This window comes from Thalassotalea crassostreae (assembly GCF_001831495.1).
In the GTDB taxonomy this organism is placed as follows: domain Bacteria; phylum Pseudomonadota; class Gammaproteobacteria; order Enterobacterales; family Alteromonadaceae; genus Thalassotalea_A; species Thalassotalea_A crassostreae.
Window position 1 is genome coordinate 2,092,976 of sequence record NZ_CP017689.1, and the last position, 24,359, is coordinate 2,117,334.

At 38.8% G+C, this 24,359-nt stretch carries 24 protein-coding genes; 15 read left to right on the forward strand and 9 right to left on the reverse strand.

Annotated elements, in window-relative coordinates; genetic code table 11:
- The 11 genes from LT090_RS09090 to LT090_RS09140 all read left to right on the forward strand — a co-directional run bounded on the left by LT090_RS09090 (position 1) and on the right by LT090_RS09140 (position 10,712).
- On the forward strand, positions 1-180 hold the full coding sequence (locus tag LT090_RS09090) for a cbb3-type cytochrome oxidase subunit 3 (RefSeq protein ID WP_068545564.1): 180 nt from the start codon (positions 1-3) through the stop codon (positions 178-180).
- Positions 180-1,160 carry a cytochrome-c oxidase, cbb3-type subunit III gene (ccoP, locus tag LT090_RS09095; RefSeq protein WP_068545563.1) on the forward strand — a complete coding sequence of 327 codons (981 nt, stop codon included), beginning with the start codon at positions 180-182 and terminating at the stop codon, positions 1,158-1,160. The genes LT090_RS09090 and ccoP overlap by 1 nt, the downstream gene beginning before the upstream one ends.
- Before the next feature lie 230 nt (positions 1,161-1,390).
- Positions 1,391-1,873 carry a FixH family protein gene (locus LT090_RS09100; RefSeq protein ID WP_068545562.1) on the forward strand — a complete coding sequence of 161 codons (483 nt, stop codon included), beginning with the start codon at positions 1,391-1,393 and terminating at the stop codon, positions 1,871-1,873.
- 17 nt (positions 1,874-1,890) lie between these two features.
- The gene (locus tag LT090_RS09105) at positions 1,891-4,296 is read left to right on the forward strand and encodes a heavy metal translocating P-type ATPase (protein WP_068545561.1); all 2,406 of its coding nucleotides are present in this window, start codon (positions 1,891-1,893) and stop codon (positions 4,294-4,296) included.
- Positions 4,293-4,499, forward strand: a complete 207-nt coding sequence (gene ccoS, locus LT090_RS09110) for a cbb3-type cytochrome oxidase assembly protein CcoS (protein ID WP_068545560.1) — start codon at positions 4,293-4,295, stop codon at positions 4,497-4,499. Before LT090_RS09105 ends, ccoS begins: the two co-directional genes overlap by 4 nt.
- On the forward strand, positions 4,496-5,164 hold the full coding sequence (locus LT090_RS09115; protein WP_068545559.1) for a sulfite exporter TauE/SafE family protein: 669 nt from the start codon (positions 4,496-4,498) through the stop codon (positions 5,162-5,164). Before ccoS ends, LT090_RS09115 begins: the two co-directional genes overlap by 4 nt.
- A 43-nt stretch (positions 5,165-5,207) precedes the next feature.
- On the forward strand, positions 5,208-5,930 hold the full coding sequence (fnr, locus tag LT090_RS09120) for a fumarate/nitrate reduction transcriptional regulator Fnr (RefSeq protein ID WP_068545558.1): 723 nt from the start codon (positions 5,208-5,210) through the stop codon (positions 5,928-5,930).
- Between the two features lie 205 nt (positions 5,931-6,135).
- Complete coding sequence (uspE, locus tag LT090_RS09125) at positions 6,136-7,056, forward strand: universal stress protein UspE (RefSeq protein WP_068545557.1); 921 nt, start codon at positions 6,136-6,138, stop codon at positions 7,054-7,056.
- Between the two features lie 200 nt (positions 7,057-7,256).
- Positions 7,257-8,192 carry a tRNA 2-thiocytidine(32) synthetase TtcA gene (gene ttcA, locus LT090_RS09130; protein ID WP_068545556.1) on the forward strand — a complete coding sequence of 312 codons (936 nt, stop codon included), beginning with the start codon at positions 7,257-7,259 and terminating at the stop codon, positions 8,190-8,192.
- A 217-nt stretch (positions 8,193-8,409) separates the two neighbouring features.
- The gene (locus tag LT090_RS09135) at positions 8,410-9,699 is read left to right on the forward strand and encodes an NCS2 family permease (protein ID WP_068545555.1); all 1,290 of its coding nucleotides are present in this window, start codon (positions 8,410-8,412) and stop codon (positions 9,697-9,699) included.
- A 206-nt stretch (positions 9,700-9,905) separates the two neighbouring features.
- Positions 9,906-10,712, forward strand: a complete 807-nt coding sequence (locus tag LT090_RS09140) for an outer membrane protein OmpK (RefSeq protein ID WP_068545554.1) — start codon at positions 9,906-9,908, stop codon at positions 10,710-10,712.
- A 92-nt stretch (positions 10,713-10,804) separates the two neighbouring features.
- Here LT090_RS09140 and LT090_RS09145 read toward each other — a convergent pair whose 3' ends face one another.
- The 5 genes from LT090_RS09145 to LT090_RS09165 all read right to left on the reverse strand — a co-directional run bounded on the left by LT090_RS09145 (position 10,805) and on the right by LT090_RS09165 (position 14,635).
- On the reverse strand, positions 10,805-11,512 hold the full coding sequence (locus tag LT090_RS09145; protein ID WP_157726600.1) for a DUF2987 domain-containing protein: 708 nt from the start codon (positions 11,510-11,512) through the stop codon (positions 10,805-10,807).
- 35 nt (positions 11,513-11,547) lie between these two features.
- Positions 11,548-12,405, reverse strand: coding sequence for a glucosaminidase domain-containing protein (locus LT090_RS09150; protein ID WP_068545552.1), 858 nt, complete (start codon positions 12,403-12,405; stop codon positions 11,548-11,550).
- Between the two features lie 12 nt (positions 12,406-12,417).
- Positions 12,418-13,236, reverse strand: coding sequence for a hypothetical protein (locus LT090_RS09155; RefSeq protein WP_068545551.1), 819 nt, complete (start codon positions 13,234-13,236; stop codon positions 12,418-12,420).
- A gap of 116 nt (positions 13,237-13,352) precedes the next feature.
- Complete coding sequence (locus tag LT090_RS09160) at positions 13,353-13,982, reverse strand: LysE family translocator (protein WP_068545550.1); 630 nt, start codon at positions 13,980-13,982, stop codon at positions 13,353-13,355.
- Between the two features lie 98 nt (positions 13,983-14,080).
- Complete coding sequence (locus LT090_RS09165) at positions 14,081-14,635, reverse strand: DUF1415 domain-containing protein (protein ID WP_068545549.1); 555 nt, start codon at positions 14,633-14,635, stop codon at positions 14,081-14,083.
- A gap of 156 nt (positions 14,636-14,791) precedes the next feature.
- On the opposite strand from LT090_RS09165, the gene LT090_RS09170 reads away from it, so the two are divergent.
- From LT090_RS09170 to LT090_RS09185, 4 genes are read left to right on the forward strand one after another with little or no spacing between them, the layout of a single operon-like run.
- On the forward strand, positions 14,792-15,307 hold the full coding sequence (locus LT090_RS09170) for a DUF2937 family protein (RefSeq protein WP_068545548.1): 516 nt from the start codon (positions 14,792-14,794) through the stop codon (positions 15,305-15,307).
- A 48-nt stretch (positions 15,308-15,355) separates the two neighbouring features.
- Positions 15,356-17,146 carry an FAD-dependent oxidoreductase gene (locus LT090_RS09175; RefSeq protein WP_068545547.1) on the forward strand — a complete coding sequence of 597 codons (1,791 nt, stop codon included), beginning with the start codon at positions 15,356-15,358 and terminating at the stop codon, positions 17,144-17,146.
- Positions 17,143-18,975 carry a 2-oxoacid:acceptor oxidoreductase subunit alpha gene (locus tag LT090_RS09180; RefSeq protein ID WP_068545546.1) on the forward strand — a complete coding sequence of 611 codons (1,833 nt, stop codon included), beginning with the start codon at positions 17,143-17,145 and terminating at the stop codon, positions 18,973-18,975. Before LT090_RS09175 ends, LT090_RS09180 begins: the two co-directional genes overlap by 4 nt.
- A gap of 1 nt (position 18,976) precedes the next feature.
- On the forward strand, positions 18,977-20,029 hold the full coding sequence (locus LT090_RS09185) for a 2-oxoacid:ferredoxin oxidoreductase subunit beta (RefSeq protein WP_068545545.1): 1,053 nt from the start codon (positions 18,977-18,979) through the stop codon (positions 20,027-20,029).
- A gap of 308 nt (positions 20,030-20,337) precedes the next feature.
- Here the strand turns inward: LT090_RS09185 and LT090_RS17250 are convergent, their stop codons facing one another.
- The 4 genes from LT090_RS17250 to pheS form a co-directional block, all read right to left on the reverse strand.
- Complete coding sequence (locus tag LT090_RS17250) at positions 20,338-20,601, reverse strand: AAA family ATPase (RefSeq protein ID WP_332452280.1); 264 nt, start codon at positions 20,599-20,601, stop codon at positions 20,338-20,340.
- A gap of 80 nt (positions 20,602-20,681) precedes the next feature.
- The gene (gene ihfA / locus LT090_RS09195; protein ID WP_068545544.1) at positions 20,682-20,975 is read right to left on the reverse strand and encodes an integration host factor subunit alpha; all 294 of its coding nucleotides are present in this window, start codon (positions 20,973-20,975) and stop codon (positions 20,682-20,684) included.
- 4 nt (positions 20,976-20,979) lie between these two features.
- On the reverse strand, positions 20,980-23,364 hold the full coding sequence (gene pheT, locus LT090_RS09200) for a phenylalanine--tRNA ligase subunit beta (protein WP_068545543.1): 2,385 nt from the start codon (positions 23,362-23,364) through the stop codon (positions 20,980-20,982).
- 11 nt (positions 23,365-23,375) lie between these two features.
- Positions 23,376-24,356, reverse strand: coding sequence for a phenylalanine--tRNA ligase subunit alpha (pheS, locus tag LT090_RS09205; protein WP_068545542.1), 981 nt, complete (start codon positions 24,354-24,356; stop codon positions 23,376-23,378).
- Positions 24,357-24,359 lie beyond the last annotated feature (3 nt).

Genomic DNA, 24,359 nt, shown 5'->3' on the forward strand with positions numbered 1-24,359 from the left:
ATGGATTACGGCACTTTAAGAGGCATTTTTACGGTATTAATCTTCGTACTATTTATCATCATAGTACTTTGGGCATACAACAAAAAACGTAAAACATCATTTGATGAAGCCGCCAATTCTATATTTGACGTTAACGATAAAAATAACGACTTAGTGAATAAGAACGAAGGAGACAAATAATGTCTACATTTTGGAGTATATGGATATGGGTGTTAACACTAGGAACCTTAGTAGGTTGCTGGTTACTATTACGCATGTGTCTCAAAAACTTCGCAGGTGTTCCTGAAGGGGAATCAATGGGCCATGAGTTTGATGGCATCGAAGAATTAAATAACCCACTACCAAAATGGTGGAGTACTTTCTTCCTAGTTACCATTATATGGGGTTTTGGCTACTTAGCTTTATACCCTGGCTTAGGTAACTTCCAAGGTCTATTAGGTTGGAAAAGCTCAAACCAAGACGTAGTTAGTTTAGCTGACTCTAAAGCACAAATTGCTGCGGCGAAAGAAGCTGGTTTAAACGTTCAGTATGACCGTGAAGTAGATAGAGCTAATGAAAGATTTGGCCCTATATTCGCTGCATTTGCTGAACAAGATATTGAAACATTAAGTAAAGATGAAGCTGCGCTAAAAATTGGCCAACGTTTATTCTTACAAAATTGTTCACAATGTCACGGCAGTGATGCTAAAGGTACAGAAGGCTTCCCTAACCTTACCGATAACGATTGGTTATATGGCGGCGACGCACATGCAATTAAAACATCAATTCTTGATGGTCGTGTAGCGCAAGGTATGATCGCATGGGACACTATGCTAGGTGGCGAAGAAGGTGTTAAAGAAGTTGCGGCTTACGTAATTAGCTTAAACCCTGAGCGCGCATCGAAAGTCGACTCTGCCCTTGCAGCAAAAGGCGAAGAAAAGTTTGCAATGTGTGCGGCTTGTCACGGTAGTGAAGGCCAAGGTAGTACTGCAATGGGTATACCTTTAGGCGCTCCTGCACTTAACGACAACATTTGGTTATACAGTGGCTCAGAACGAGGCATTCAACAATCAATCCGTAACGGTCGTGCTGGTGTAATGCCTGCTTGGAAAAACATCTTAGGTGAAGATAAAGTACACGTTATCAGTGCTTATGTTTACAGTTTATCTAATCAAGATTAGTTAATAACTGCTTTAGAAAACCCTGTATAGCAATCGCTACACAGGGTTTTATTTTGCTTAGACTAGAATTAAAATCAACAGACTAAGTTTGATTAATAAATTACTATTTATTTAATTAGTTCGCTAAAATCACTGTGACTAGCCTACTGACTAAACAAATATTAATTTACTTAACCCTCTTTACAATCAATTTTTGATAAAAAGAGACTAAGAAACAGAGAAATAATTTTATGCATACACCTTGGTATAAAGAGCCGTGGACTTATTTAGTATTTGGTCTGCCATTGGTTTCTGTCTGTGTTGGTACGACTGTATTTATGGTCGCCAATGATAATGCTGATACTGTTGTTGTAGATGATTACTACAAAAAAGGTAAAGCCATTAACCAAGATATCGGTAAGTATAAAATGGCGCAAAAGCTTGGTATCAAGTTTGATATGCAAGTGACTGATAACGAGATCGTATTAAAACCGACTGGCATCGAAAAAACATTTTCTGTTCTTAATGTGAGTTTTAATCATGTCACCATTGCCGAACGTGACTTTGACGTCAAACTTACGCCAGATGGCAACGGTTGGATGCGTGCAAGTTTTGATGCCGACGTTAACGGTAAATGGCGCGTTATTGTTACGCCATACGATGACAAATGGAAAATGCAAACCAAGATCGGCCTCCCTGCTAAAGATTTTGTTGAATTTCAATTACAGTACTAACCATACCTAAAGACATTATGGCTAACGATTGTTTTCATTGTGGTGAAATAATTCCACCAGGAATAAACTTAAACGTGGAGATTGATAACAACCAACAACACATGTGTTGTATTGGTTGCCAAGCTGTCGCGCAAGCAATCGTTGATAATGACTTACAAGATTATTATCGTTTTCGAAGTGAAAAAGGCAAAAAGATTGATGCCTCAGTGCCCGATGCCCTACTCGACAATCAATTCGTCGATGATGAATCTTTACAAAGTGAGTTCACCTTTGATATAGATGACTGCAAAGAAGCAATTTTATCTATAGACGGTATGTCTTGTGCAGCCTGTGCTTGGTTAATTGAAAAGCAGCTAGGTCATAAAGATGGTATCGCTAAAGCGCAAGTTAATGCAACAACTCAACGCGCCACTATCGTTTGGGATAATAAACAAATAAAGCTCAGCGAAATTCTCTCTGCAATCAGTCAAATTGGTTATCAAGCATTACCTTTTAAAGCCGATTTAACCGAACAGCGTAACATCAAACAATCGAAAGCCTTTATCAGACGTCTGGGGATTTCAGGCATTCTAACCATGCAAGTTATGATGATTGCTATAGGCTTATATTTCGGCGCATTTAGCGATCTTTCCGATCACAACCTCACTTACTTGCGCGGTACTAGCTTTGTTTTATCATTTCCAATAATAACCTATGGCGCCTTACCATTTTATATTGGCGCCTACAGTGCCATAAGAGCGCGCAGATTATCAATGGACGTTCCTGTTTCAATTGCGATAATACTGGCCTTTAGCGCAAGTACCTATGCAACATTCTTCGAAACTGGAGAAGTGTATTTTGAATCACTGTCGATGTTTACGTTTTTATTACTTATCGGCAAGTTTTTGGAATTTCGAGCGAGGGCTCGCGCCGCTGAAGTATCAGCGAACCTACTAAAATTAATGCCGTTAAGCGCAACTAAGCTGATTAATAACGAAGAAACGATCGTTAGTGCTAAACAACTACAAATTGCCGACATTGTAATCGTCAAGCCAGGCGAAACTATACCAGGCGATGGAATTGTTCACTCAGGCAACACCAGCGTTAACGAGTCGATGTTAACTGGTGAACATTCACCGGTGAATAAAAGCTTAGGATCACAAGTGTTTGCTGGCACAGTTAATGGTGATGGCAATATTACCGTAGAGATCAGCCAAACTAATTCAGACAGCTTTTTAACTAACCTGATCAGGTTAAGTGAGTCAGCGCAAGCACACAAACCTAAAATAGCCCAATTATCTGATCTCATCGCCCAGTATTTTGTTGCCATAATATTAGTAACTGCAATCGCAACTGCTACCTATTGGTACTTTAACGCGCCTCAGGAAGCTTTCTGGATAACTTTATCGGTATTAGTAGCAACTTGCCCATGTGCATTGTCGTTGGCCACCCCTACCGCTCTTACCTGCGGCACAATTCGATTAAACCGTGAAGGCATCATGATAAAAAGTGGTCATGTATTGGAAACAATGCCTACGATCAATTGTTATGCGTTCGATAAAACCGGTACGTTGACAAATGGCGCATTTGCGATAACCAAAGTCGAGGTACTTAGCGAGCACTATAATGAGCAACAATTACTCGCCATTGCCGCCGCAATAGAAACGCGTTCTGAGCATCCTATTGCCAAGGCGTTTAGTGAATATCGTGACTTTAACATTAACACTAAAAATATTGACGTGATCCCAGGTTGTGGCATCAGTGCGACACTCATTGATAGCAACCAAATGCCAAGCACGGTAAATATCGGCAAAGTAAGTTGGATAAATGAAACATGCGACATTGCTGAAAAATATTATAATGCTCAATGCTTAATGACGATAGACAATACGCTGGTTGCCGTATTTTATTTAGAAGATACCCTTCGCGATGATACTAAGCACGTATTGCAAGAATTGACGTCAAAAGGCAACGACGCTCTTTTGATCAGTGGTGACAGTGAAGCCGGTGTAAATAAATTTTGCCAACAAGTTAATATCAGAGAGGTCCACCATACCTGCACAGCGACTGATAAACTAATTCTTATCAAGCAAAAACAAGAATACGGAAAAAACGTTGCTATGGTTGGCGATGGTGTGAACGATTCACCAGTATTTGCCGCAGCTCACATTTCAATAGCAATGGGTAGCGGTACGGAAATAGCAAAAAGTGGGGCTGATGTTATTTTACTTAATAACCAACTTTCAAGCTTATTAAATCTCACCCGCATATCCAATAAAACATCTAGAATTGTGAAACAAAACTTTGCTTGGGCGTTTGCTTATAACTCGATAATCCTGCCACTGGCAGTATGTGGTTTTATCACGCCATATATGGCAGTATTAGGTATGTCAGCAAGCTCTATTATCGTGGTTACCAATTCACTAAGGTTATTAAAGTCATGAGCGTGATCTATATTCTTATCCCTGTTGCTCTGGTCTTTACGGCGATTGCCATTTATTTGTTTTTCTGGGCGGTTAAAACAGAACAATTTGATGATCTTGAGAAACAAGGCATGAGCATTCTATTTGACGATGATAAGCAACAAAACAACACTCGCGAAAATAATCAAACCTCTAGCAACGAAGAACTAGAAAAGAAAAAATGAGCTTAGACTTTTTATCGGCATTTTTGATTGGTTTAGCGGGTGCAGGACACTGCGTCGCAATGTGCGGTGGCATTACCACAATGTTGACGTCATCAATTGCCGGTGAACGTAAGCTAAACTTTTCGTTACTTTTAAGCTATAACTTAGGACGCATCTCTTCCTACGCTATCGCCGGCGCTATTGCTGGTTTAACAGGCTCGTTAGCGGCAAAATCCATCGGCGATCATATTATTTGGCTTAAAGTTATTGCTGCAGTCTTTGTTATATTACTTGGTCTATACATTGCCAAATGGTCATTCTTATTAAATCGTGTTGAGGCCATTGGTTCGTATTTATGGAAGTACCTACAACCATTCTCGAAACGATTTATACCGGTAACAAATATCAAGCAAGCATTGGGGTTAGGTGCAATTTGGGGATGGTTACCCTGCGGCCTTGTGTACTCAACCCTTACATGGTCTGTAGCAAGCGCTGATTGGCTAAATGGCGCATTAATTATGGCTGCCTTTGGTTTAGGAACGTTACCCGCTCTATTAACTTTAGCGTCAGGATTTGCATTTATCACCACAACCTTACGCAGTGACATTTTTCGAACCCTAACCGCTCTACTTCTAATTGCATATGGCGGTTATTCATTAATGATTGCTCTACAACAAATATTTTAGTAAAATTTAACGATTAATTAATAGTTTATAGAAGTTAGTAGTTATGCCTCAAACAATCCCGGTTGCGAATAATATTAAGTGTCAAAATTGCAGCATAAGTGAATTGTGTCTTCCTTTTAGTTTAAATGAATCAGAGCTTAACTTACTTGACGACATCATTTCTCGTAAAAAACCGATTCAAAAAAATACACAAATATTTAAAGCCGGCGAAAACCTTCATACGCTCTATGCCATCCGTTCAGGTACTTTTAAAACGTTTATAATTTCAGAACAAGGTGAAGAACAAATCACTGGTTTTCACTTAGCTGGTGATTTAATGGGATTCGATGCGCTTTCTAAGAAAAAACATCCAAGTTTCGCGAAAGCGTTAGAAACGTCAATGGTTTGTGAGATCCCATTTGAAGTATTAGATACGCTATCTAATAAAATCCCTAAGCTTAAAGCACAAATGATGAATTTAATGAGCAACGAAATACTCTGCTCTAGCGAGATGATTTTATTATTAAACCGTAAAAATGCCGAAGAGAAACTTGCTACATTTTTAGCAAGTTATGGCCATCGTTTAGGTAGTCGTAATTTATCAAATATGGAATTCAACCTGCCGATGACTCGCAGTGAAATTGGTAATTATATTGGCTTAACAATTGAAACTATTTCTCGTTTAATGACAAGGTTTCAAAAAGAAGGCCTTATTAAAGTCGAAAATAAGTTTATAACGATTATTGATAAGGACGCGTTATACCAACTTGCAGGCTTTAATAAATAGCCGAGGACTAACTCTTTACATAAGGCACCTAAACGGTGCCTTTTTTGTGTTTAAAATCACATAATCTTTTAAAATATTTGATACGAATCAATAAGCTATGATTATTACTATTTTTAATGCTAACAAATTTGTAACAATCAATAGAAGCGATTAAGCTTAATATACCGTTTATTTATACAAATTCTCGTTAATTAAGGCCAGACTCATGGAAAGTTATCAAAATATCCTCGTTGTTATTGACCCGACTACAGAAGACCAAAAAGCATTGGCAAGGGCATGCACCCTTGCGAGCAAAACCAACGCAAGGATTACTGCTTTTTTAACTATCTACGACTTTTCATACGAAATGACCACAATGCTGTCAGGTGAAGAACGAGAGGCAATGCGAGAAACTGTAGTTAATGACAGAGAACTATGGCTCAAAGACCTCATTAAAGACATGCCGTGTGATATTAGCACTAAAGCGGTATGGCACAACCGACCTTTTGACGCGATATTAAGTGAAATCCGTGATAATAACTTCGATTTAGTAGTAAAAAGTACTCATGAACACCCTGCACTGCAGTCAGTGATATTCACACCAACGGATTGGCATTTAATTCGAAAATGTTGGGTACCTTTATTACTTGTTAAAGAACATCAATGGCCAGAAAATGGTCATGTACTTGCTGCCGTTAACGTTGGTAGCGAAGAACTCGAGCATCAATCGCTAAATAACAAAATTACCGAAGAAGCCCTTAATCTTAGTAAGTTGATCACCGCAGATACTCATTTTGTTAATTCTTACCCTGGAACACCTATAAATATTGCTATAGAAATTCCGGAATTTGACGCCAATGAATATAACCAAGCAATGAAGAACCATCACCGCGATGTAATGCGAGAACATGCTGATAAATTTGGCATTGATTATGATTTTCTGCACGTTGAAGAAGGATTACCAGAGGATGTTATTGAAAAAGTAGCTAACGACATCGATGCAGAACTCGTCATTCTTGGTACAGTGGGTCGTACAGGTCTTTCAGCTGTACTTATCGGCAATACTGCTGAGCATGTAATAGACAGACTTAACTGTGATTTATTGGCGTTAAAGCCTGACGGTTATGAATCACCATTCTTGAAATAACCAATTCATTATATTTATTGCGACTATTGCTTAACAATCTATCCAAACACCCCGTGTGATTACTCCAGTTTTATCACACGGATCACTAACATTTAACTTATCGTTAACCTTAAAATAACCGAGTCCTACTTTGCCTGAGCACTTTGCTCAGGTATAATGCGCGCTTTTTAAACTTAATCATAAATGCAAAGGCTTCAAGCATGTCTATAGACGTTAGCACCGAGAAAAGCGACGAAAAGTTAGCTAAAGCAAAACTTAGCAAATTAGAGAAACGATTTCGTCACAATGCAGGTAAAGCGATCAGCGATTACAACATGATCGAAGACGGTGACAAAGTTATGGTCTGTCTATCAGGTGGTGCTGATAGTTATACGATGCTTGATATATTGTTAAAATTGAAGGCCTCTGCACCGATTCATTTTGATATTATTGCGGTCAACCTAGATCAAAAACAACCAGGCTTTCCAGAGCATATTTTACCTGCTTATCTAGAGGATTTAGGTGTCCAATACCACATAATTGAAGAAGATACTTACGCTATCGTCAAAGATAAGATCCCAGAAGGCAAAACCACCTGCAGCCTATGCTCTCGCTTGCGTCGTGGCATATTATACAGTACCGCAAAGAGGTTACGCGTAACCAAAATAGCGCTAGGTCACCATCGAGATGACATGATAGAAACCTTAATGCTTAATATGTTCTTCAATGGTACTTTAAAAACCATGCCTGCAAAGCTTGTTTCAGACAATGGCGAGCATGTCGTTATCCGTCCTTTAGCGTACTGTAAAGAAGTTGAAATAAAGCAATACGCTGCGCTAAAACAATTCCCGATTATTCCGTGTAACCTTTGCGGAAGTCAACCAAACTTACAACGTCAAAATGTGAAAAAGATGCTTAAAGATTGGAATGTGCAATTTCCGGGACGAGCTGAATCAATTTTTACTGCGATGCAAAATGTAGCACCATCACATCTAGCCGATCACTGTTTGTATGACTTTAAAAATGTTGATTTGTCGTCGGGTGTGATCAACGGTGGTGACTTGGCGTTTGATAAAGAAGAAATTAAAGCGCCAAATATCACAACAACACTAAAAATCGAAGAAGTTAATCGTTTAGACATTATCGAAGTAAAGTAAAATAGGCCTCATAAGGCATTAAGTCGGTAAGTTAGTATCAATGCACAGCTTTTTCTGTGATTTTAGTGGCATTTAGCGTAAAATTCGTCAACATTGCGGCGTAGATACAACATCATTAAAACTCAGTGCCAAAAACTTATTACTTAAAATGCCTAAGCAGCATTTTGATTAAAACAATAAAACTAATAAATATTTAAATTAAACCAGGGAACATAATATGTTTGAAAAGCTATTTAAATTAGCAGAGCACGGTACCACAATAAAAAAAGAACTTATTGCTGGCTTCACCACTTTTTTAACTATGGGTTACATTATCTTTGTAAACCCTTCGATGTTAGCAATGACCGGAATGGATCAGGGCGCAGTATTCGTTGCAACCTGTCTTGCAGCCGCTATCGGTTGTTTAATCATGGGCTTATACGCTAACTACCCTATCGCATTAGCCCCTGGTATGGGTCTTAACGCATTTTTCACCTTTACTGTAGTAATGGAGCTTGGACATTCATGGAATGTTGCTTTAGGTGGCGTATTTATTTCAGGCGTTATCTTCACCTTGCTAAGTATTTTTAAAATACGTGAATGGATAATAAACTCAATTCCACACGCATTGCGTTTTGGTATTGCAGCCGGTATCGGTATGTTCTTAGCGTTAATCGCTTTAAAAAACTCAGGCATTATTGTAGCAAGCCCCGCGACATTAGTGACTTTAGGCGATATCACTTCGTTTGGTCCTTTAATGGCCATATTGGGATTATTCTTAATCGTCGGCTTAGTAAGCCTAAACGTTAATGGTGCGGTAATGATCACGATATTAATCATTACTGTTCTTGGTCTGATTTTTGGTGATGTTACCTACTCAGGTATTATGTCAATGCCACCACCGGTAGCACCTACGTTTTTAGCACTTGATATAGCTGGCGCATTTGATGTGGCGATGATAAGCGTTATCTTTGCCTTCTTATTTGTTGATTTGTTTGATACTTCAGGTACCTTAGTAGCTGTCGCTCAGCGCGGTAACTTACTAGATAAAGACGGCAACTTACCTCGCCTTAAAAAAGCGCTATTAGCTGACTCTACAGCGACGATTGCAGGCTCTATGTTAGGAACTTCAACAACGACTAGTTACGTTGAAAGTACTGCTGGTGTTGCTGCTGGTGGTCGTACAGGGTTAACTGCGGTAGTTGTCGCGTTATGTTTTATCGCAGCGTTGTTCTTCTCGCCTCTTGCAGGCATGGTTCCAGCTTATGCAACGGCCGGTGCATTATTTTTCGTTGGCGTGTTAATGGTTGCCGGTTTAGTGCACGTTAAGTGGGATGATTTAATGGATGCGGTACCGGTTGTCGTTATTCTAATCACTATGCCATTAACGTTCTCGATAGCTGAAGGTATTGCATTAGGATTTATTAGTTACGCTGCAGTACGAGTGTTTAGCGGTCGATTTGACGAAATAAGTCCAAGCGTTTGGTTCTTAGCGGCATTATTTATCGCTAAGTTTGTCTTTATGTAACTAGCGCCTGCGCGACTAATAACATTAGATAACTAAAAAATAGAACAATAAGAAATATAAAAACAATAGTTAACAATAATATTAACAACAAGAGTTAACGGTTCTAATTAGGGTGAAATAAAAATAATATTCGCCCTAACTTTAGAACAAAATAATTAATAAAAGCTAAGTATTAGTATCTAATACTTAAAATTTCAGGGAAAACCATGAACACGACACTTAAAAAAGTAGCAGCGCTTGCAGTAGCCGGTGCTAGCTTAACTACATTTAATGCTAATGCAGAAATGTTTTGGAGCGACAACTCAATTACATTGCTTAAGAATACAAGCGAATTTGAAATTAATAAAAACGATGATGTTGCCGTTGTTACATTAGAGCACGCATCTGGCCATAACTGGGGAGATTTGTTTTTCTTTGCTGATCGCTTAGAGTTTAAAGAAGACAGTAATTACGACGAAGCAAAAGAAACTTACTCTGAATTATCTCCTCGATTAAGTTTAAGTTATGCAACAGGATCAAAACTTCAGTTTGGTATGATTTCTGACGTATTTGTTGCGACCACTTGGGAACATAGTTCATTCACATCGCCAGGATTCAATCAAAGTTTTGATAACTATCTAGTTGGTGTTGGCGTTGACTTAAAAGTGTCTGGATTTGCATTTTTAAATGCTAACGTTTACCAAGCTAACAATGAATTAATCGACAATGACACACAATTAACTGTTGCTTGGGGTTACCCGTTCAGCGTTGGCAATGCAGACTTTATGTTCGATGGCTACATTGATTGGTCATCTGCCGAAGAAACTCACGCTGCAGACTTCCATTTTAACCCGCAGCTTAGAATGGATATCGGGAAATACTTTGGCGCACCAAAGAAGTTTGAAGCTGGTGTTGAATATTCTTATTGGGTAAATAAATTCGGTGCCAAAGTTGCTTGGGATCAAGCTGTATTTGCGCCGGTAGCAGTTGATGATGAATCAGTTATCAGTTTAATCGTTAAGGTTCATTTGTAGGTTTTAAATACCATTCATAATGAATTAAAAAGGCTTCATTCTTTACAGAATGAAGCCTTTAATATTTAGTTATATAAATGCTTTGTAAGCCGCTACTTTTCTATAAATGGTGATATCACTTTGGGTGCGGTTTTAAATTTAATTGCCGGTTTATCGGTTTCAAGCTCCATATCAACCGCTAATTGGCATTTTAAGCCGCTATCATCACATTTCATCATCTTAGTAAGTGATTTATCTATAAACACTATATCTTCTTTGTCTGCGACTTCTATCGTCACACCAGAAACGTCTGGCATCATAAACCATAAAAACGAACCAAAATCATCGACCAGCTCTTGCATTTGAATTGCAACGACAGCAAGTTCTTTAAAACTAAATTCTTTTTTAGCTTTATCTTTTACTTGGATTTGCATTTGCAATGTACAGTTTTGGCGTTCATCTTTTTGTTTCACCCGTAAAAATGCAAACTTGTCATACAGAGTCTCCGACAATGGTACCAATAACTGACCATCGTTAGCGATCTCTATTTCCTTAGGCGTAACCTCTTTACCGAGCATAGTTGCAGTTTCAAGCTCACAACGGGTACGGTGATAAGAGTCAACCAAATAGAATCCCATTGTAATTTTATCGAGTTCATTTTCCTCTATAAGACTAAGGCGTTGATAAAAGCCTTTGTACTCAAGATCTACCGCAAATGTTGGCGCAGAAGTAAAAATTGCAGTGCTTAATAATGCACTGATAAAACCTAGCTTCTTAGCTTGGATTAGTTTTTTAAATTGCTTTGGCTGTTTTGATTGCATTAGTTTTCTAGGTTGCATTAGTTGTTTAAATTTCATTAGCTTTTAATATATCTGTGGTTGTGTCTGAGCATAGTGTTGATCTCTACAACATAATCTATGCCTCGTTCGGAATAAGGAAGTAAACCAGTCGCTAATACATCAGGTCTTAAAGGCAGATCATTCTCTCTAAATTGTTGTCTGATCTGACGAAACATATCATACGCTTGGTTGGTGTTTATATTGTGAAAATAATGTTTAATCATTGCGTCAATACTATCAAAAGAAGCGACTTCATGATTTAGACCCTCATCGCGCCCATTTGGAACTAAGCCGCAGCCCTTTTTATAACACCAAATACCAAAGAAGTTTAACCCGATACGAGCAAATCTAGAGCTGCCCCATGCCGATTCGTTTGCAGCTTGCACTAACACCAATTCTCGTGGGATTTGATCAACTCGTTTGAGCAACTCCTCAAGTCTTTGCTCCTTAGTTTTTGCTGTCACTTTATATTTTTTTGCTAACAATTTGAGGCGGCGCTTTTGGTTTTTTGATAGCTCTTTTTGAGTATCTATCGCCGCTTGAAGTTCTGCAATTTCAAGCCTAAGGTCAGCTAAGCGGTTATTTTCCGCATCAATTGCAGGCTTTAAGTAGTCGAAGAAGCGCTGCTTTCGCTGCGGAATATCTTTTATTGCTGCAAAATCGGGTAAGTCGACATCATGCAATGGTTGCTCTACTTTAACGACATCAGTATCCTTTGACGTTTTTTCGGCTTCTTTCGCTGTTCTTTGCTCTTCTTCAATGACTTCAATTACTGATTCAGTAATATAGATAAATGGGAATATCACCATCACCGCAATGGCAATGAGCAATAACCCTCTTACTGAATTGTTAACTTTAGAACGTTTCCTTACCATGCCATAACTCCTTTAGGCTGAAAAGTAGGTGTCTTGACCGCCGTCTTTTTTATTGACAACTTGCATTCGAACACCAAATATCTCTCTATATAAAATTCCTTTTACGTTGTAATAAAGCGGCGCCATAACTAGCGTCAACAACATGATAAAGAATTGATTTACAACTAAGTTAGCTTGAAACAGTACGTTAATCACTATCGCCATAAACACGAAAACCACTGCCAATAATAAATAGGTTTGTAGTAACTTAAACCATTGAAATCGTGTAGCTCTAAGCGATAGCCATATTGCGGCAAATGGCGTCATGTTTTTTTCAATGACTAATGGCGTTGCTAACGACAGTGCGATAGCAAGATAAATAGCAGGTATAACAAATAGGTATAACCCTAGTATTACCATGGTAAAAGTTAACACACCGACTAAAGAAACAACGGCGGCTCGTTTGAGAAAAGAGAATACAAACCCTGTTCGAGTTTTAATGCCTACTGAATGAGATATCCCCATCATTTCTAAACCAATTAAAAATGGCCAAATAATAATAATCTTAAGATAAAAGTACATGAACATTTGCGGCAATAGCTCATTGAGCTTTTCCATATCTTGCGGTTGGCTCAACATTGCCGTGTATACGCTATCAAGAAAATCTGCAGCGAACGAATCGATAATAAGATCAAGTAAAACCACCATAATAAAACCACTAATTATCGGCGTCATATTTGTTTTTGTGATCGTTATGGCTTCTTTAAAAATATTACCAACATCAAGCTTATAGTCACCTTTAACGGCTTTTTCTGGCGATGAACCAATTTCGATTACTTTTTTCTCTTCCACGAAATTTCACTTATTAAATTTTTAATGATAGTCAGTATACCAAACTCAACTGACGTTAATACAACATTAGAGTTAAATCACTTTAATCTACAGTCAAATGGCTTAATTAAGTAGGTTTAAATCACTAATTGAATGGCTAAAGCGATAAGTAACACGCCCATAATACGGTCAAACCAATAGCCGTGTTTTAATAACTTTTCTCTAAACCCAGGAATTGTCAGCATAAACGATAAAAAGCTAAACCAAATTGCTGTCGCTATCGCCATATATACACCGTAAAACGCTTGCACTTGTATTGGCGTATTAGCTGAAATTATTAAAGAAAATAAAGAAACGAAAAACAACGTCGCCTTTACATTAAGGCCGTTAACTAAGAACCCTATGGCAAACGCTTTTGCATTCGATTGTGTTTTATTTTTGCTTTCTTCGATACGTTGTTGATGGTTACCTGGCTTTGCTTTTATGCCCATATAACCGATGTAGGCTAAATAAAGCGCTGCTATATACGAGAGAATATTGAAATATTTGGGATTACTAGCAATAAGCAAACCAATACCGACAAGCGAATAAGTCACATGCAGTAATATGCCAGTTCCGATACCTAAACTGGTATATAGTGCAGCTGCACGACCTCGAGTAATAGATTGCTTGACGATAATCGCAAAGTCAGGGCCAGGGCTGGCAACGGCAAAAAAATGAATCACCGCTATCGTTAAAAATTCGGCGTAATATAAACTAAGATCCATTTGAAATTCTCACCCTAGGTAGTCTAAAACTAAAGACGTTGATATCGTATTTGTTCATTGTTAATTGTTAATTTTACCGTTTATTGTCTGAATCTGGCTTAGCTATCTTTATGTGCTAATTGCTTAAAGTACTCGATAAAATACTTCTCGCCCTTTTGCTCACATAACGACATATTACGTTGCGGTATGCCTTCAACATCAGGATGCACAGCAATAACTCGCTCCATAGATGCCTCGCGAATCAAATGCAATATAGGAAAAGGAGCTCGGTTGGTATAGTTGCTTACATCACTTGGGTCGACATCAGCAAAATAGTAATCAGGATGAAAACTAGCAATTTGATAAACTCCCTCATAACCCTGTTCGATTATAAGTTGCTCGGCCATCGATAAAAAATCTAAATAGTCGTCAAAATATCGAAACTGTTCTGGGTATATCAATAACGCGGTTTCTATATCATTATTTTGATCTAACGTTTGGCATTGATTGATCACACTCTCAAGTGCAGATTCAATATCTACATTGCGAAATATTGGATAGGCAATGGTATTTTGTACAAATTCTTTCTTAGCGAAAGGACAAAAATTTAGCCCTATGATCAAGTCTTCAATCCAGGCTTTACACTGATTTATTATTTGTTTATCGCTGTACATAATCTTGGCTGGTATTTTAACAATTTTTAAACTTTACGTATTGTAACAACAATAGCCACATAAATTTACTATCAATTTAAAAAAAAACACAGAGACTTGTAAACTTCTCAACCATAGTCAATAGTATGTTTATCTATCTAATTAATAAGTTATCGAATGTTCAGATTTATTGGTTCAATAATTGATAAAATAAACTTTTCCATATTTTTTATTGCTGGTACTCAACTGCCAGGCTTTATTCAAGCTTATTTACAGCGTATATCGGGGCATTTAGCAGAAGCTAAATATCAACTGAGTAAGTACCAAGATATTGCAAATTTGCATTATCAAGGTGACCTATCTTTAATGACAAAGCGTTATCAGCAAAATAGCGATCCAGGTATTAGTGCATCGGGTGAAATCATTGCAAATTTGGATATGCGCGTGACTATGTTATCGCAATATGTAGAACAACTCTCTTCTTCGACTTTTGTTACTAAGCTCTACTATTTTGTCTCAAATATTGATGCCGACATTGCGAGAGCGACGTTGCAAGATCATCAATTAAACATTCCTTTAACCGTTGAAGCAGCTGGCTGTGGTCTTATCTTAGCGACTCTTTTACAGGCAATAATTCAAATAACTTACAATTTATTAGATAAACGAAGAAGAAAAAGCTTAAAAAATAGTTAATTTTATGTAAATAATAGGACACACATAGTTTTTTATTTGGAATTTATTTTGAAGAAAACAGATGTCTCAAACTATGACCATTTTTTGAAAGTGGTTGATTGTCAACAAGCTTGCCCTGCCCATACGCCGGTTCCTGAATATATTCGACTTATTGCTGATAAACGTTATACCGATGCCTACATGTTAAATTGGCAATCAAACGTCTTTCCCGGTGTACTAGGAAGGGTCTGTGATAGGCCTTGTGAACCAGCATGTCGCCGAGGACGTGTAGAAGAAGAACCTGTGGCAATTTGTCGTTTGAAACGAGTCACTTCAGATTACAAAGAAGATATAGAAGACAGATTGCCTTCAATTCCAAAACAAAAAAATGGTAAACATATCGCGTTAATTGGTGCAGGCCCTGCATCACTAACCGTTGCTCGTGATCTAATGCCGCTTGGCTATGATGTTACTATCTATGATCGTGACAAAAAAGGCGGTGGTATGATGCGCTCGCAAATACCAGCGTTTCGTCTTCCAGAAACCGTACTCGATGAAGAAATTGATTACATCCTAAATATGGGCGTTAAAACCGTATTCGGTAAAAATGTCGACAGTTTGCACGATTTATTGCAGCAAAACTACGATGCAATATTTGTCGGTACCGGAGCACCTAAAGGTCGCCCGATGAATATCGATGGTTACCAAGAATCAAAAGATCACATTGCACTTGGCATTGATTGGCTTTCAAATGTGACGTTTGAACACATCAACGAAGCGCCGAAACGTGTGGTTGTTTTAGGTGGCGGTAACACCGCGATGGATTGTTGTCGAACTGCCAAGAGACTTGGCGCTACCGATGTTAAAGTCATTGTTCGTTCAAGTTACGAAGCAATGAAAGCTTCTCCATGGGAAAAAGAAGATGCTGCTGCAGAAAACATCGAAATTATTGTCAACCATACACCTAAGGAATACGTGGTCGAAAATGGTAAGTTCAAAGGCGTACTATTTGATGAAGTAGAATCATTTTATGACCGCGGTGGTAAACGTGTTTTGAAGAAGACAGGGAAAACGTTACTCGCTGAATGTGACTTAGTGTTGGTCGCCATTGGCCAAGATACTTCGTTTTCTTGGATTGAACGCGACATAGGCCTCGACTTCAACGAATGGGATCAACCCGTACTAAATGAAGCTACGCTGCAATCGACCATTGATAGAGTATTCTTTGGCGGCGATGCCGCCTTCGGCCCGGAAAATATTATTACAGCAGTGGCTCATGGCCATAAAGCGGCTATTTCTATCGATTTATTTTGTCAAGGCATCAGCCCAACCACTCGACCAGACAGTAAATTTAATTTGCTTAGCCAAAAAATGGGTATGCACGAATGGAGTTATGGCAACATTATTGACCATGATAACCGCAAAGCTGTACCGCATATTAGCTGGGAAGAAGCAGTTAAAGAACTTGCCACAGAAGTTGAGTTGGGTTTTGATGAAAAACTCGCTCTCGAAGAGGCAAGCCGCTGTTTAAATTGTGATATTCACACCGTATTTACTGAAAGTACCTGTATCGAATGTTCTGCCTGTGAAGACATCTGCCCTACCGATTGTATCAACTTTATTCCCGACATCGACGATGACACCACACCGGCAATAGAGTTATTGAAGGGTAAATTAAAAGTTGAGAAAGCTCACGACGATCAAGACTACCTGATATCTGACAAAATGAAGACTGGCAATATCATGGTTAAAGATGAGGATGTTTGTTTGCATTGTGGTTTATGTGCTGAGCGCTGTCCTACGGGTGCTTGGGACATGCAAAAATTAACGCTTGATAACATAGAGGCGACCATTAAATGATGAATAGCAATGTAGTTAATGACTTTGTCGTAAAATTTGCCAACACTAATGGTACAGGTTCAGCGAGCGCAAATAACATGTTTGCAAAAGCAATAATGAGAATGGGTATACCGGTTAGTGCAAAAAACATTTTCCCATCCAATATTCAAGGCGCGCCCACTTGGTATGAAGTAAGAATTAATGAAAATAACTTTTTAGGACGACGTGGTGGTAAAACCGAAATTGTTGTTGCTATGAATGCGCAAAGTTTTGTCGCCGATCTCGAAGACGTCAAAGATGGTGGTTATTTACTCTACGATTCATCGAAAAAGTTACCTGAGCACTTAATTCATTCAAACATAAACTATTTAGGTATTCCTATTTCGGCTATTTGCTTGAAAGAATATAAAAACCCTCGACAACGCCAACTGTTTAAAAACGTAATATATGTCGGCGCATTAGCGGCATTACTAGAGATAGAATTTGATGTGCTAAAGACTTTGGTTGGCGATCAATTCAAAGGCAAAGAGAAGCTGATCACCCCGAATATATATGCCTTAGAATTAGGCTATCAATATGCGACTAATCACTTTAGCTGCCCTTTACGCTATAAAGTTGAGCGCCGCGATCTTATTGATAATCGTATTATGGTTGATGGCAATACCGGTTGTGGATTAGGTGCAGTATACGGCGGTGCCACAGTCGTTGGTTGGTACCCTATTACACCGTCAACTTCAGTCATTGAAAAATTCGCAAGTTATTGTGAACGTTTGCGCATTGATCCTGCAACAGGCAAGAAGAACTTTGCCATTGTTCAGGCTGAAGATGAATTAGCGGCAATTGGTATGGCCATTGGTGGCGGTTGGAACGGCGCTAGAGCATTTACAGCAACAAGTGGTCCTGGTGTTTCATTAATGCAAGAGTTTTTAGGATTAGCATACTTTGCTGAGATTCCTGTGGTGTTAGTCAATGTGCAACGTGCTGGTCCGTCAACGGGTATGCCAACACGAACCCAACAATCCGATATATTATCGTGTGCTTATGCATCTCATGGTGATACCAAACATATACTGTTGTTCCCCCAGTCACCTGCTGAATGTTTTGACATGACAGCACAAGCATTTGATTTAAGCGATCGTTTGCAGACGCCAGTGATCATCATGACTGACTTGGACTTAGGCATGAACGATCATCTCAGCCCGCCGTTCTTATGGAATGACAAACAAAAATACGATTTAGGTAAAGTATTATCGATACGTGAGCTTGATGAAGCGCAAAATTTTGGTCGTTATACAGATGTCGATGGCGATGGTATTTGTTATCGCACTTTAGCTGGTACACACCCATCAAAGGGAGCATTTTTCACCCGCGGAACCTCGAGAAATACCAAAGCTGTATATTCTGAGAAATCGGAAGATTACGTTGAAAACATGCAACGCTTAGAAAAAAAATACAGAACAGCCGCCACATTAATGCCTAAGGCTGAAATGAGTAGTGGACTGAGTAACGCTCAAATTGGCCTTGTTTATTATGGTTCTAGTGGTCAAGCGATTAACGAAACTAAACACTTGTTGCAAGAGAAAGGTTTCCCAGTCGATTTAATGCGCATCAAAGCATTTCCATTTGGTAATGAAATAAAACCGTTTATTGAAAGCCATGACATGGTTTTTGTTATTGAACAAAACCGCGACGGGCAGATGCGGATGTTATTAACCAATGAACTTGAAATTGACCCGGCTAAATTAAACCCAGTGCTTTGCTACGACGGGCTTTCAATTTCCGCGCAGGAAATATCAGACATTGTTTGCACAACAATGGCAAAAAAACAGCCAAAACAAGAGGTAGTTTAATATGAGTTTTGCTAAGTCTAAATTTCAACATAAAAAATTACCTGTAAACGATCTCGGGTTAACTTATCGTGACTATGAAGGTGCATTATCAACGTTATGTGCGGGCTGTGGCCATGATTCTATCTCATCGGCGATTGTTCATGCTTGTGCTGAGCTTTCAATTGAGCCACATAAAATCGCTAAGATGTCAGGTATTGGTTGTTCATCTAAAGCGCCTAATTATTTTTTAAATAATGCTCACGGATTTAACTCTGTTCATGGTCGAATGCCATCGGTAACAACCGGAGCGAATTTAGCTAATGACGACCTCACCTATATCGCGATGTCCGGTGATGGTGACAGTGCATCAATTGGCCTTGGCCAATTTGCGCATGTCGTTCGTCGACAATTGAACATGGTTTATATTGTCGCGAATAACGGCGTATATGGATTAACAAAAGGACAACTTGCTGCTACCGCAGATAAAGGCGTTAAGAACAAAGGTGGCGATTTAAGTTTATTTACTGACATCGATTTATGCACCACAGCACTGCAAATGGGCGCTTCGTTCGTTGCACGATGTTTTTCCGGCGATAAAGCACAATTGGTGCCGATATTAAAAGCTGCTATATCTCATCAAGGCTTTGCTTTTATTGATATTATTTCCCCCTGTGTCACTTTTAATAATCACCCAGGTTCTACCCGTTCGTACGATTATGTGCAAGAACATGTTGCAACAGGTGCAGTAACTGATTTTGTACCGGTAAAAGAAGAGATCACCACGAAAATACCAGCTGGTCAGTTTGAAGACATTTGTCTACACGATGGCTCTGTTTTACGACTTCATAAAGTTAAAAACGATTACGACACATCAAATCGTTATAAAGCGATGAATGATATTGAAGAGCATAAGCAAAAAGGTGAGATCTTAACAGGATTGCTTTATATCGATCCTACGGCGAGTACATTCCATGAGCTAAACAACACTACAGACACTCCTTTGAATAAAATCAAGCAAGACTTGCTTTGCCCTGGTGAACGAGTGTTAGGAACGATTAACGATAGCTTTAGATAGCCTACACCGGTGAATAAAACAAAAAACCTTAGACTAATTAGTGAACCTAAGGTTTTTATTTTGATTATCTGAATGAGTAACTCATATTAGTTTCTAACATTACTGTCATACATTATCTTCTCTAGTTTAAAACTATCATATAATGCCTGATGAGCAGCTTTAGAAAACGTATCGGCTCTATTATCATAATCTTTTATCCAGTCTATCAACATATTCAGGTTGCTATCCTGTTCGTCTTTAGAATGGTATTTATGTGGTTCCCATGGTCGATTATTAGCGTTTGCTATACAATCATCAATCGATAAATTTTAAAATATAACTTGGTTTGTTTTTGGTAGAACGAGTTCAATTAAGTCGCTATAGCATCCTTCAATAATCCATTGTTCATTTTCATTAACGAACTGCTCTATTAATACCGACGATTTATCAATAGACATCCGCTGTGGCGGTGACACAGGCTCCCACGCAATGGTATCCAAATCAAAGTGCGGCAAGTTATGTTTGGATGATAATTGCCTTGCTAAAGTAGACTTTCCTGAACCAGAATTTCCAAAAATTACGATTTTTTTCACAACAAGCTCTACGTTAAAGTTTTTTACATATAAAAAAGACCGCCATAGGCAGTCTTTTTTGATTACTTAATATATTGCTGCTAACCGTTGTTAGCTTCTTCAACTCGGCTTTTAAGTTTCTGGCCTGGTCGAAACGTTACTACTTTACGGGCAGAAATTGGAATGTCTTCACCTGTTTTAGGGTTTCGTCCTGGTCGTTCATTCTTAACTCGCAAATCAAAATTACCAAAACCTGATAACTTAACTTGCTCGCCTGCTTCTAAACAACTTCTGATCTGCTCAAAGAACTCTTCAACTAACACTTTTGCGTCGCGTTTACTAAGTCCCAATTCTTCGTATAAGTGTTCTGATACTTCTGCTTTGGTTAGCGCCATATTTTTAGTCTCTTAACGTAGCGTTGAATTCAACTTCTAGCGCATCGACTACCTTAGTTACAACTGCCGAGATATCTTTTTCTTCAAGTGTTCTCTCGGTATCTTGCAATGTTAATGCGATTGCAAGGCTCTTAAAACCAGGTTCGATGCCTTTTCCTTGGTATACATCAAACAATTCTAGGCCAACTAAATGATTTGTGCCAATCTTTTCAATGAGTTGTAGCACTTTTTTTGCATTTATTTCATTTTTTACAACAACAGCAATGTCTCGACGGTTCGCTGGGAACTTAGAAATGTCTGCCGCTTGTGGAATTTTCTGAGTTAAAATTTCACTTTGTAAAAGTTCAAAAACAAGAGTACGACCATTTAAACCTAGTTTACGTTCTAGCTCTGGGTGAACTGTTCCTACGTAACCAACTAAATTATCACCACGATAAATAGCAGCTGTTTGACCAGGATGTAATGCTGGATTTTCAGCAGCAACAAAAGTGTATGCATCAGCATTGCTCGTTAATGCTAATAACGCTTCAACATCGCCTTTCGCATCAAAGAAATCAACACCAACTTTCTCCAGGTTCCAATGTTCACCAGATTTAAGACCTGTGATCACACCGGCAAGCATTGCTTGTTGGTTAACACCGTTTTCTGCTTCTGTATCAGGAACAAAACGTAAACCACATTCAAATAAACGAACGCGCGACTGTTGACGGTTTTGGTTATTGATTACCGACTGTAATAAACCAGTCCATAAACTTAAACGCATCACTGACATCTCAGATGAAATTGGGTGTGGTAAAGTTAGCACCTCTTCTTCTGGATGCAATAGACTTTGAACTTTAGGATCAACGAAGCTGTATGTAATTGCTTCTTGGTATCCGCGATTAACTAATGCGTTACGGAATTTACCGATCGTTAATTGCGCTTCGTTATGATTGCGCATAGTTAACTTAGCAACCGGCGATACGTTTGGAATGTTGTTATAGCCAAACATACGAGCAACTTCTTCTGTTAAATCTTCTTCGATAGAAATATCAAAACGATAAGCTGGTACGGTTGTTGTCCAAACATCGTCAGCGAAACTTACAGTTAAGCCTAAACGAGTTAGAATATCAGTAACCTTGTCGTCTTCAATATGAATACCGATGCGAGAATCAAGCTTGCTGCGACGCAGACTAACTTGTTTTACAGAAGGGATATTTTCTTCGCTAACAGCTTCAACGATAGGCCCTGCTTCACCACCAACAATGTCCAATAACAAGGCGGTTGCACGTTCCATAGCGGTAAATTGTAATTGCGGATCAACACCACGCTCATAACGATGCGATGAATCAGTGTGTAAGCCGTATTGACGTGCTTTACCTAAAATCGCTAATGGGGCAAAGAACGCAGCTTCTAATAATATATCTGTTGTTTCAGTCGTTACACCTGACTCTTCACCACCAAAGATACCTGCCATCGCTAACGCTTTGTTATCATCGGCAATTACTAACGTTTCTTTTGAAAGTTTAACTTCTGCGCCATCGAGTAACGTAAGCTCTTCTTTATCATTAGCAAAACGAACATTAATACCGCCATCAATTTTACTTAAATCGAATGCGTGCATCGGATGACCAAGTTCAAGTAACACATAATTAGTTACATCAACTACTGGATCGATTGAACGAGTAGCACAACGACGAAGCTTTTCTACCATCCACAATGGAGTCTGTGCTTTCACATTAACATTTTTAATCACACGACCAAGGTATCTTGGACACGCTTGACCAGCACTAATGTTAATTGCGATTTTGTCATCGATAGTCGCAACATTCTCAGTAATTTCTACTTCATTGACTGCCATAGAATTTAAAACGCCAACTTCACGAGCTAAGCCTTTTATACCTAAACAGTCACCACGGTTTGACGTTAAATCAACATCAATCGTTACGTCATTTAGATCTAGATATTCACGAACACAAGTACCAATTGGCGCATCTTGAGGTAACTCAAGAATGCCATCAGAACTGTCTGCTAAGCCAATTTCAGATTCACTACACAACATACCGTGTGAAGGCACGCCACGAAGTTTAGCTTTTTTAATTTTAAAGTTACCAGGTAATACTGCGCCAACTTTAGCAACAGCAACCTTTAAACCAAGACGACAGTTTTTGGCACCACATACGATATCAACAACTTCATCACCAACGTTTACTTTGGTTACTTGTAATTTGTCAGCATCAGGGTGTTGGCCGCACTCGATAACTTCACCAACAACCACATTGGTAAACTCACCAGCAACTGGGTCTACGCCGTCTACTTCTAGGCCAGCCATTGTAATTTGATGAGCTAACTCATCTGAAGAAATTGCAGGATTAACCCACTCTCTTAACCATGATTCACTAAATTTCATTATTGGCTTTCCTACTTGAACTGTTTTAAGAAGCGAAGATCGTTTTCAAAGAATGAACGTAAATCCGTTACGCCATAACGCAACATACTTAAACGTTCAACACCCATTCCAAAAGCAAAGCCTGTGTATACTTCTGGGTCGATTCCAACACTACGTAATACATTAGGGTGAACCATGCCACATCCTAATACTTCTAACCATTTGCCATTCTTCCCCATAACATCAACTTCAGCTGATGGTTCAGTGAATGGGAAATAAGATGGGCGGAAACGAATTTCTAAATCTTCTTCAAAGAAGTTATGCAAGAAATCGTGCAAAATACCTTTAAGGTGCGTAAAGCTCACGTCTTTATCAACCATCAAACCTTCAACCTGATGGAACATTGGAGTATGAGTTTGGTCGTAATCATTACGGTATACGCGACCAGGAGAAATAATTCTTAATGGCGGCTTTTCAGCTTCCATAGTACGAATTTGAACACCAGAAGTTTGTGTACGTAATACCAACTTAGGGTTGAAATAGAAGGTATCGTGATCGGCACGTGCAGGATGATGATCAGGAATATTTAACGCGTCAAAGTTATGAAAATCATCTTCAACTTCAGGACCGGCTTTTACTTCAAAACCTAACTCACCAAAGAAACTTTCAATACGTTCAATTGTACGAGTTACCGGATGTAAACCGCCATGTTCAATGGTGTTCCCCGGTAGTGTCACATCAATCGATTCAGCAGCTAATTTTGCTTTAATTTGCTCGGCACGAAGTAATTCACCACGTTCATGAATTAATTTCTGTACTTTTTGTTTCGCTACGTTGATCAATTGACCCGCTTTAGGACGCTCTTCAGCGCTAAGTTTACCTAAGCCTTTCAGCTGTTGAGTAAGTAAACCTTTTTTACCTAAAAACTCAACCCTAACTTCATCAAGGGTTGATGGCTCCTGTGCGCTTGCTACGGCTTGTTCTGCCTGCAAGATAATATCATCTAAATTCATGTT

Excerpts from the sequence above, each read along its gene's own strand:
- LT090_RS09170 (WP_068545548.1), top strand. The coding sequence starts at position 14,792 with ATGTTCAGATTTATTGGTTCAATAATTGATAAAATAAACTTTTCCATA.
- LT090_RS09185 (WP_068545545.1), top strand. The coding sequence starts at position 18,977 with ATGAGTTTTGCTAAGTCTAAATTTCAACATAAAAAATTACCTGTAAAC.
- LT090_RS09115 (WP_068545559.1), top strand. The coding sequence starts at position 4,496 with ATGAGCTTAGACTTTTTATCGGCATTTTTGATTGGTTTAGCGGGTGCA.
- LT090_RS09160 (WP_068545550.1), bottom strand. The coding sequence starts at position 13,982 with ATGGATCTTAGTTTATATTACGCCGAATTTTTAACGATAGCGGTGATT.
- uspE (WP_068545557.1), top strand. The coding sequence starts at position 6,136 with ATGGAAAGTTATCAAAATATCCTCGTTGTTATTGACCCGACTACAGAA.
- fnr (WP_068545558.1), top strand. The coding sequence starts at position 5,208 with ATGCCTCAAACAATCCCGGTTGCGAATAATATTAAGTGTCAAAATTGC.
- ttcA (WP_068545556.1), top strand. The coding sequence starts at position 7,257 with ATGTCTATAGACGTTAGCACCGAGAAAAGCGACGAAAAGTTAGCTAAA.
- LT090_RS09105 (WP_068545561.1), top strand. The coding sequence starts at position 1,891 with ATGGCTAACGATTGTTTTCATTGTGGTGAAATAATTCCACCAGGAATA.
- LT090_RS09090 (WP_068545564.1), top strand. The coding sequence starts at position 1 with ATGGATTACGGCACTTTAAGAGGCATTTTTACGGTATTAATCTTCGTA.
- LT090_RS09165 (WP_068545549.1), bottom strand. The coding sequence starts at position 14,635 with ATGTACAGCGATAAACAAATAATAAATCAGTGTAAAGCCTGGATTGAA.
- pheT (WP_068545543.1), bottom strand. The coding sequence starts at position 23,364 with ATGAAATTTAGTGAATCATGGTTAAGAGAGTGGGTTAATCCTGCAATT.
- pheS (WP_068545542.1), bottom strand. The coding sequence starts at position 24,356 with ATGAATTTAGATGATATTATCTTGCAGGCAGAACAAGCCGTAGCAAGC.
- LT090_RS09150 (WP_068545552.1), bottom strand. The coding sequence starts at position 12,405 with ATGGTAAGGAAACGTTCTAAAGTTAACAATTCAGTAAGAGGGTTATTG.
- LT090_RS09180 (WP_068545546.1), top strand. The coding sequence starts at position 17,143 with ATGATGAATAGCAATGTAGTTAATGACTTTGTCGTAAAATTTGCCAAC.
- ccoS (WP_068545560.1), top strand. The coding sequence starts at position 4,293 with ATGAGCGTGATCTATATTCTTATCCCTGTTGCTCTGGTCTTTACGGCG.
- LT090_RS09140 (WP_068545554.1), top strand. The coding sequence starts at position 9,906 with ATGAACACGACACTTAAAAAAGTAGCAGCGCTTGCAGTAGCCGGTGCT.
- ccoP (WP_068545563.1), top strand. The coding sequence starts at position 180 with ATGTCTACATTTTGGAGTATATGGATATGGGTGTTAACACTAGGAACC.
- ihfA (WP_068545544.1), bottom strand. The coding sequence starts at position 20,975 with ATGGCGCTAACCAAAGCAGAAGTATCAGAACACTTATACGAAGAATTG.
- LT090_RS09145 (WP_157726600.1), bottom strand. The coding sequence starts at position 11,512 with ATGCAATCAAAACAGCCAAAGCAATTTAAAAAACTAATCCAAGCTAAG.
- LT090_RS09100 (WP_068545562.1), top strand. The coding sequence starts at position 1,391 with ATGCATACACCTTGGTATAAAGAGCCGTGGACTTATTTAGTATTTGGT.
- LT090_RS09135 (WP_068545555.1), top strand. The coding sequence starts at position 8,410 with ATGTTTGAAAAGCTATTTAAATTAGCAGAGCACGGTACCACAATAAAA.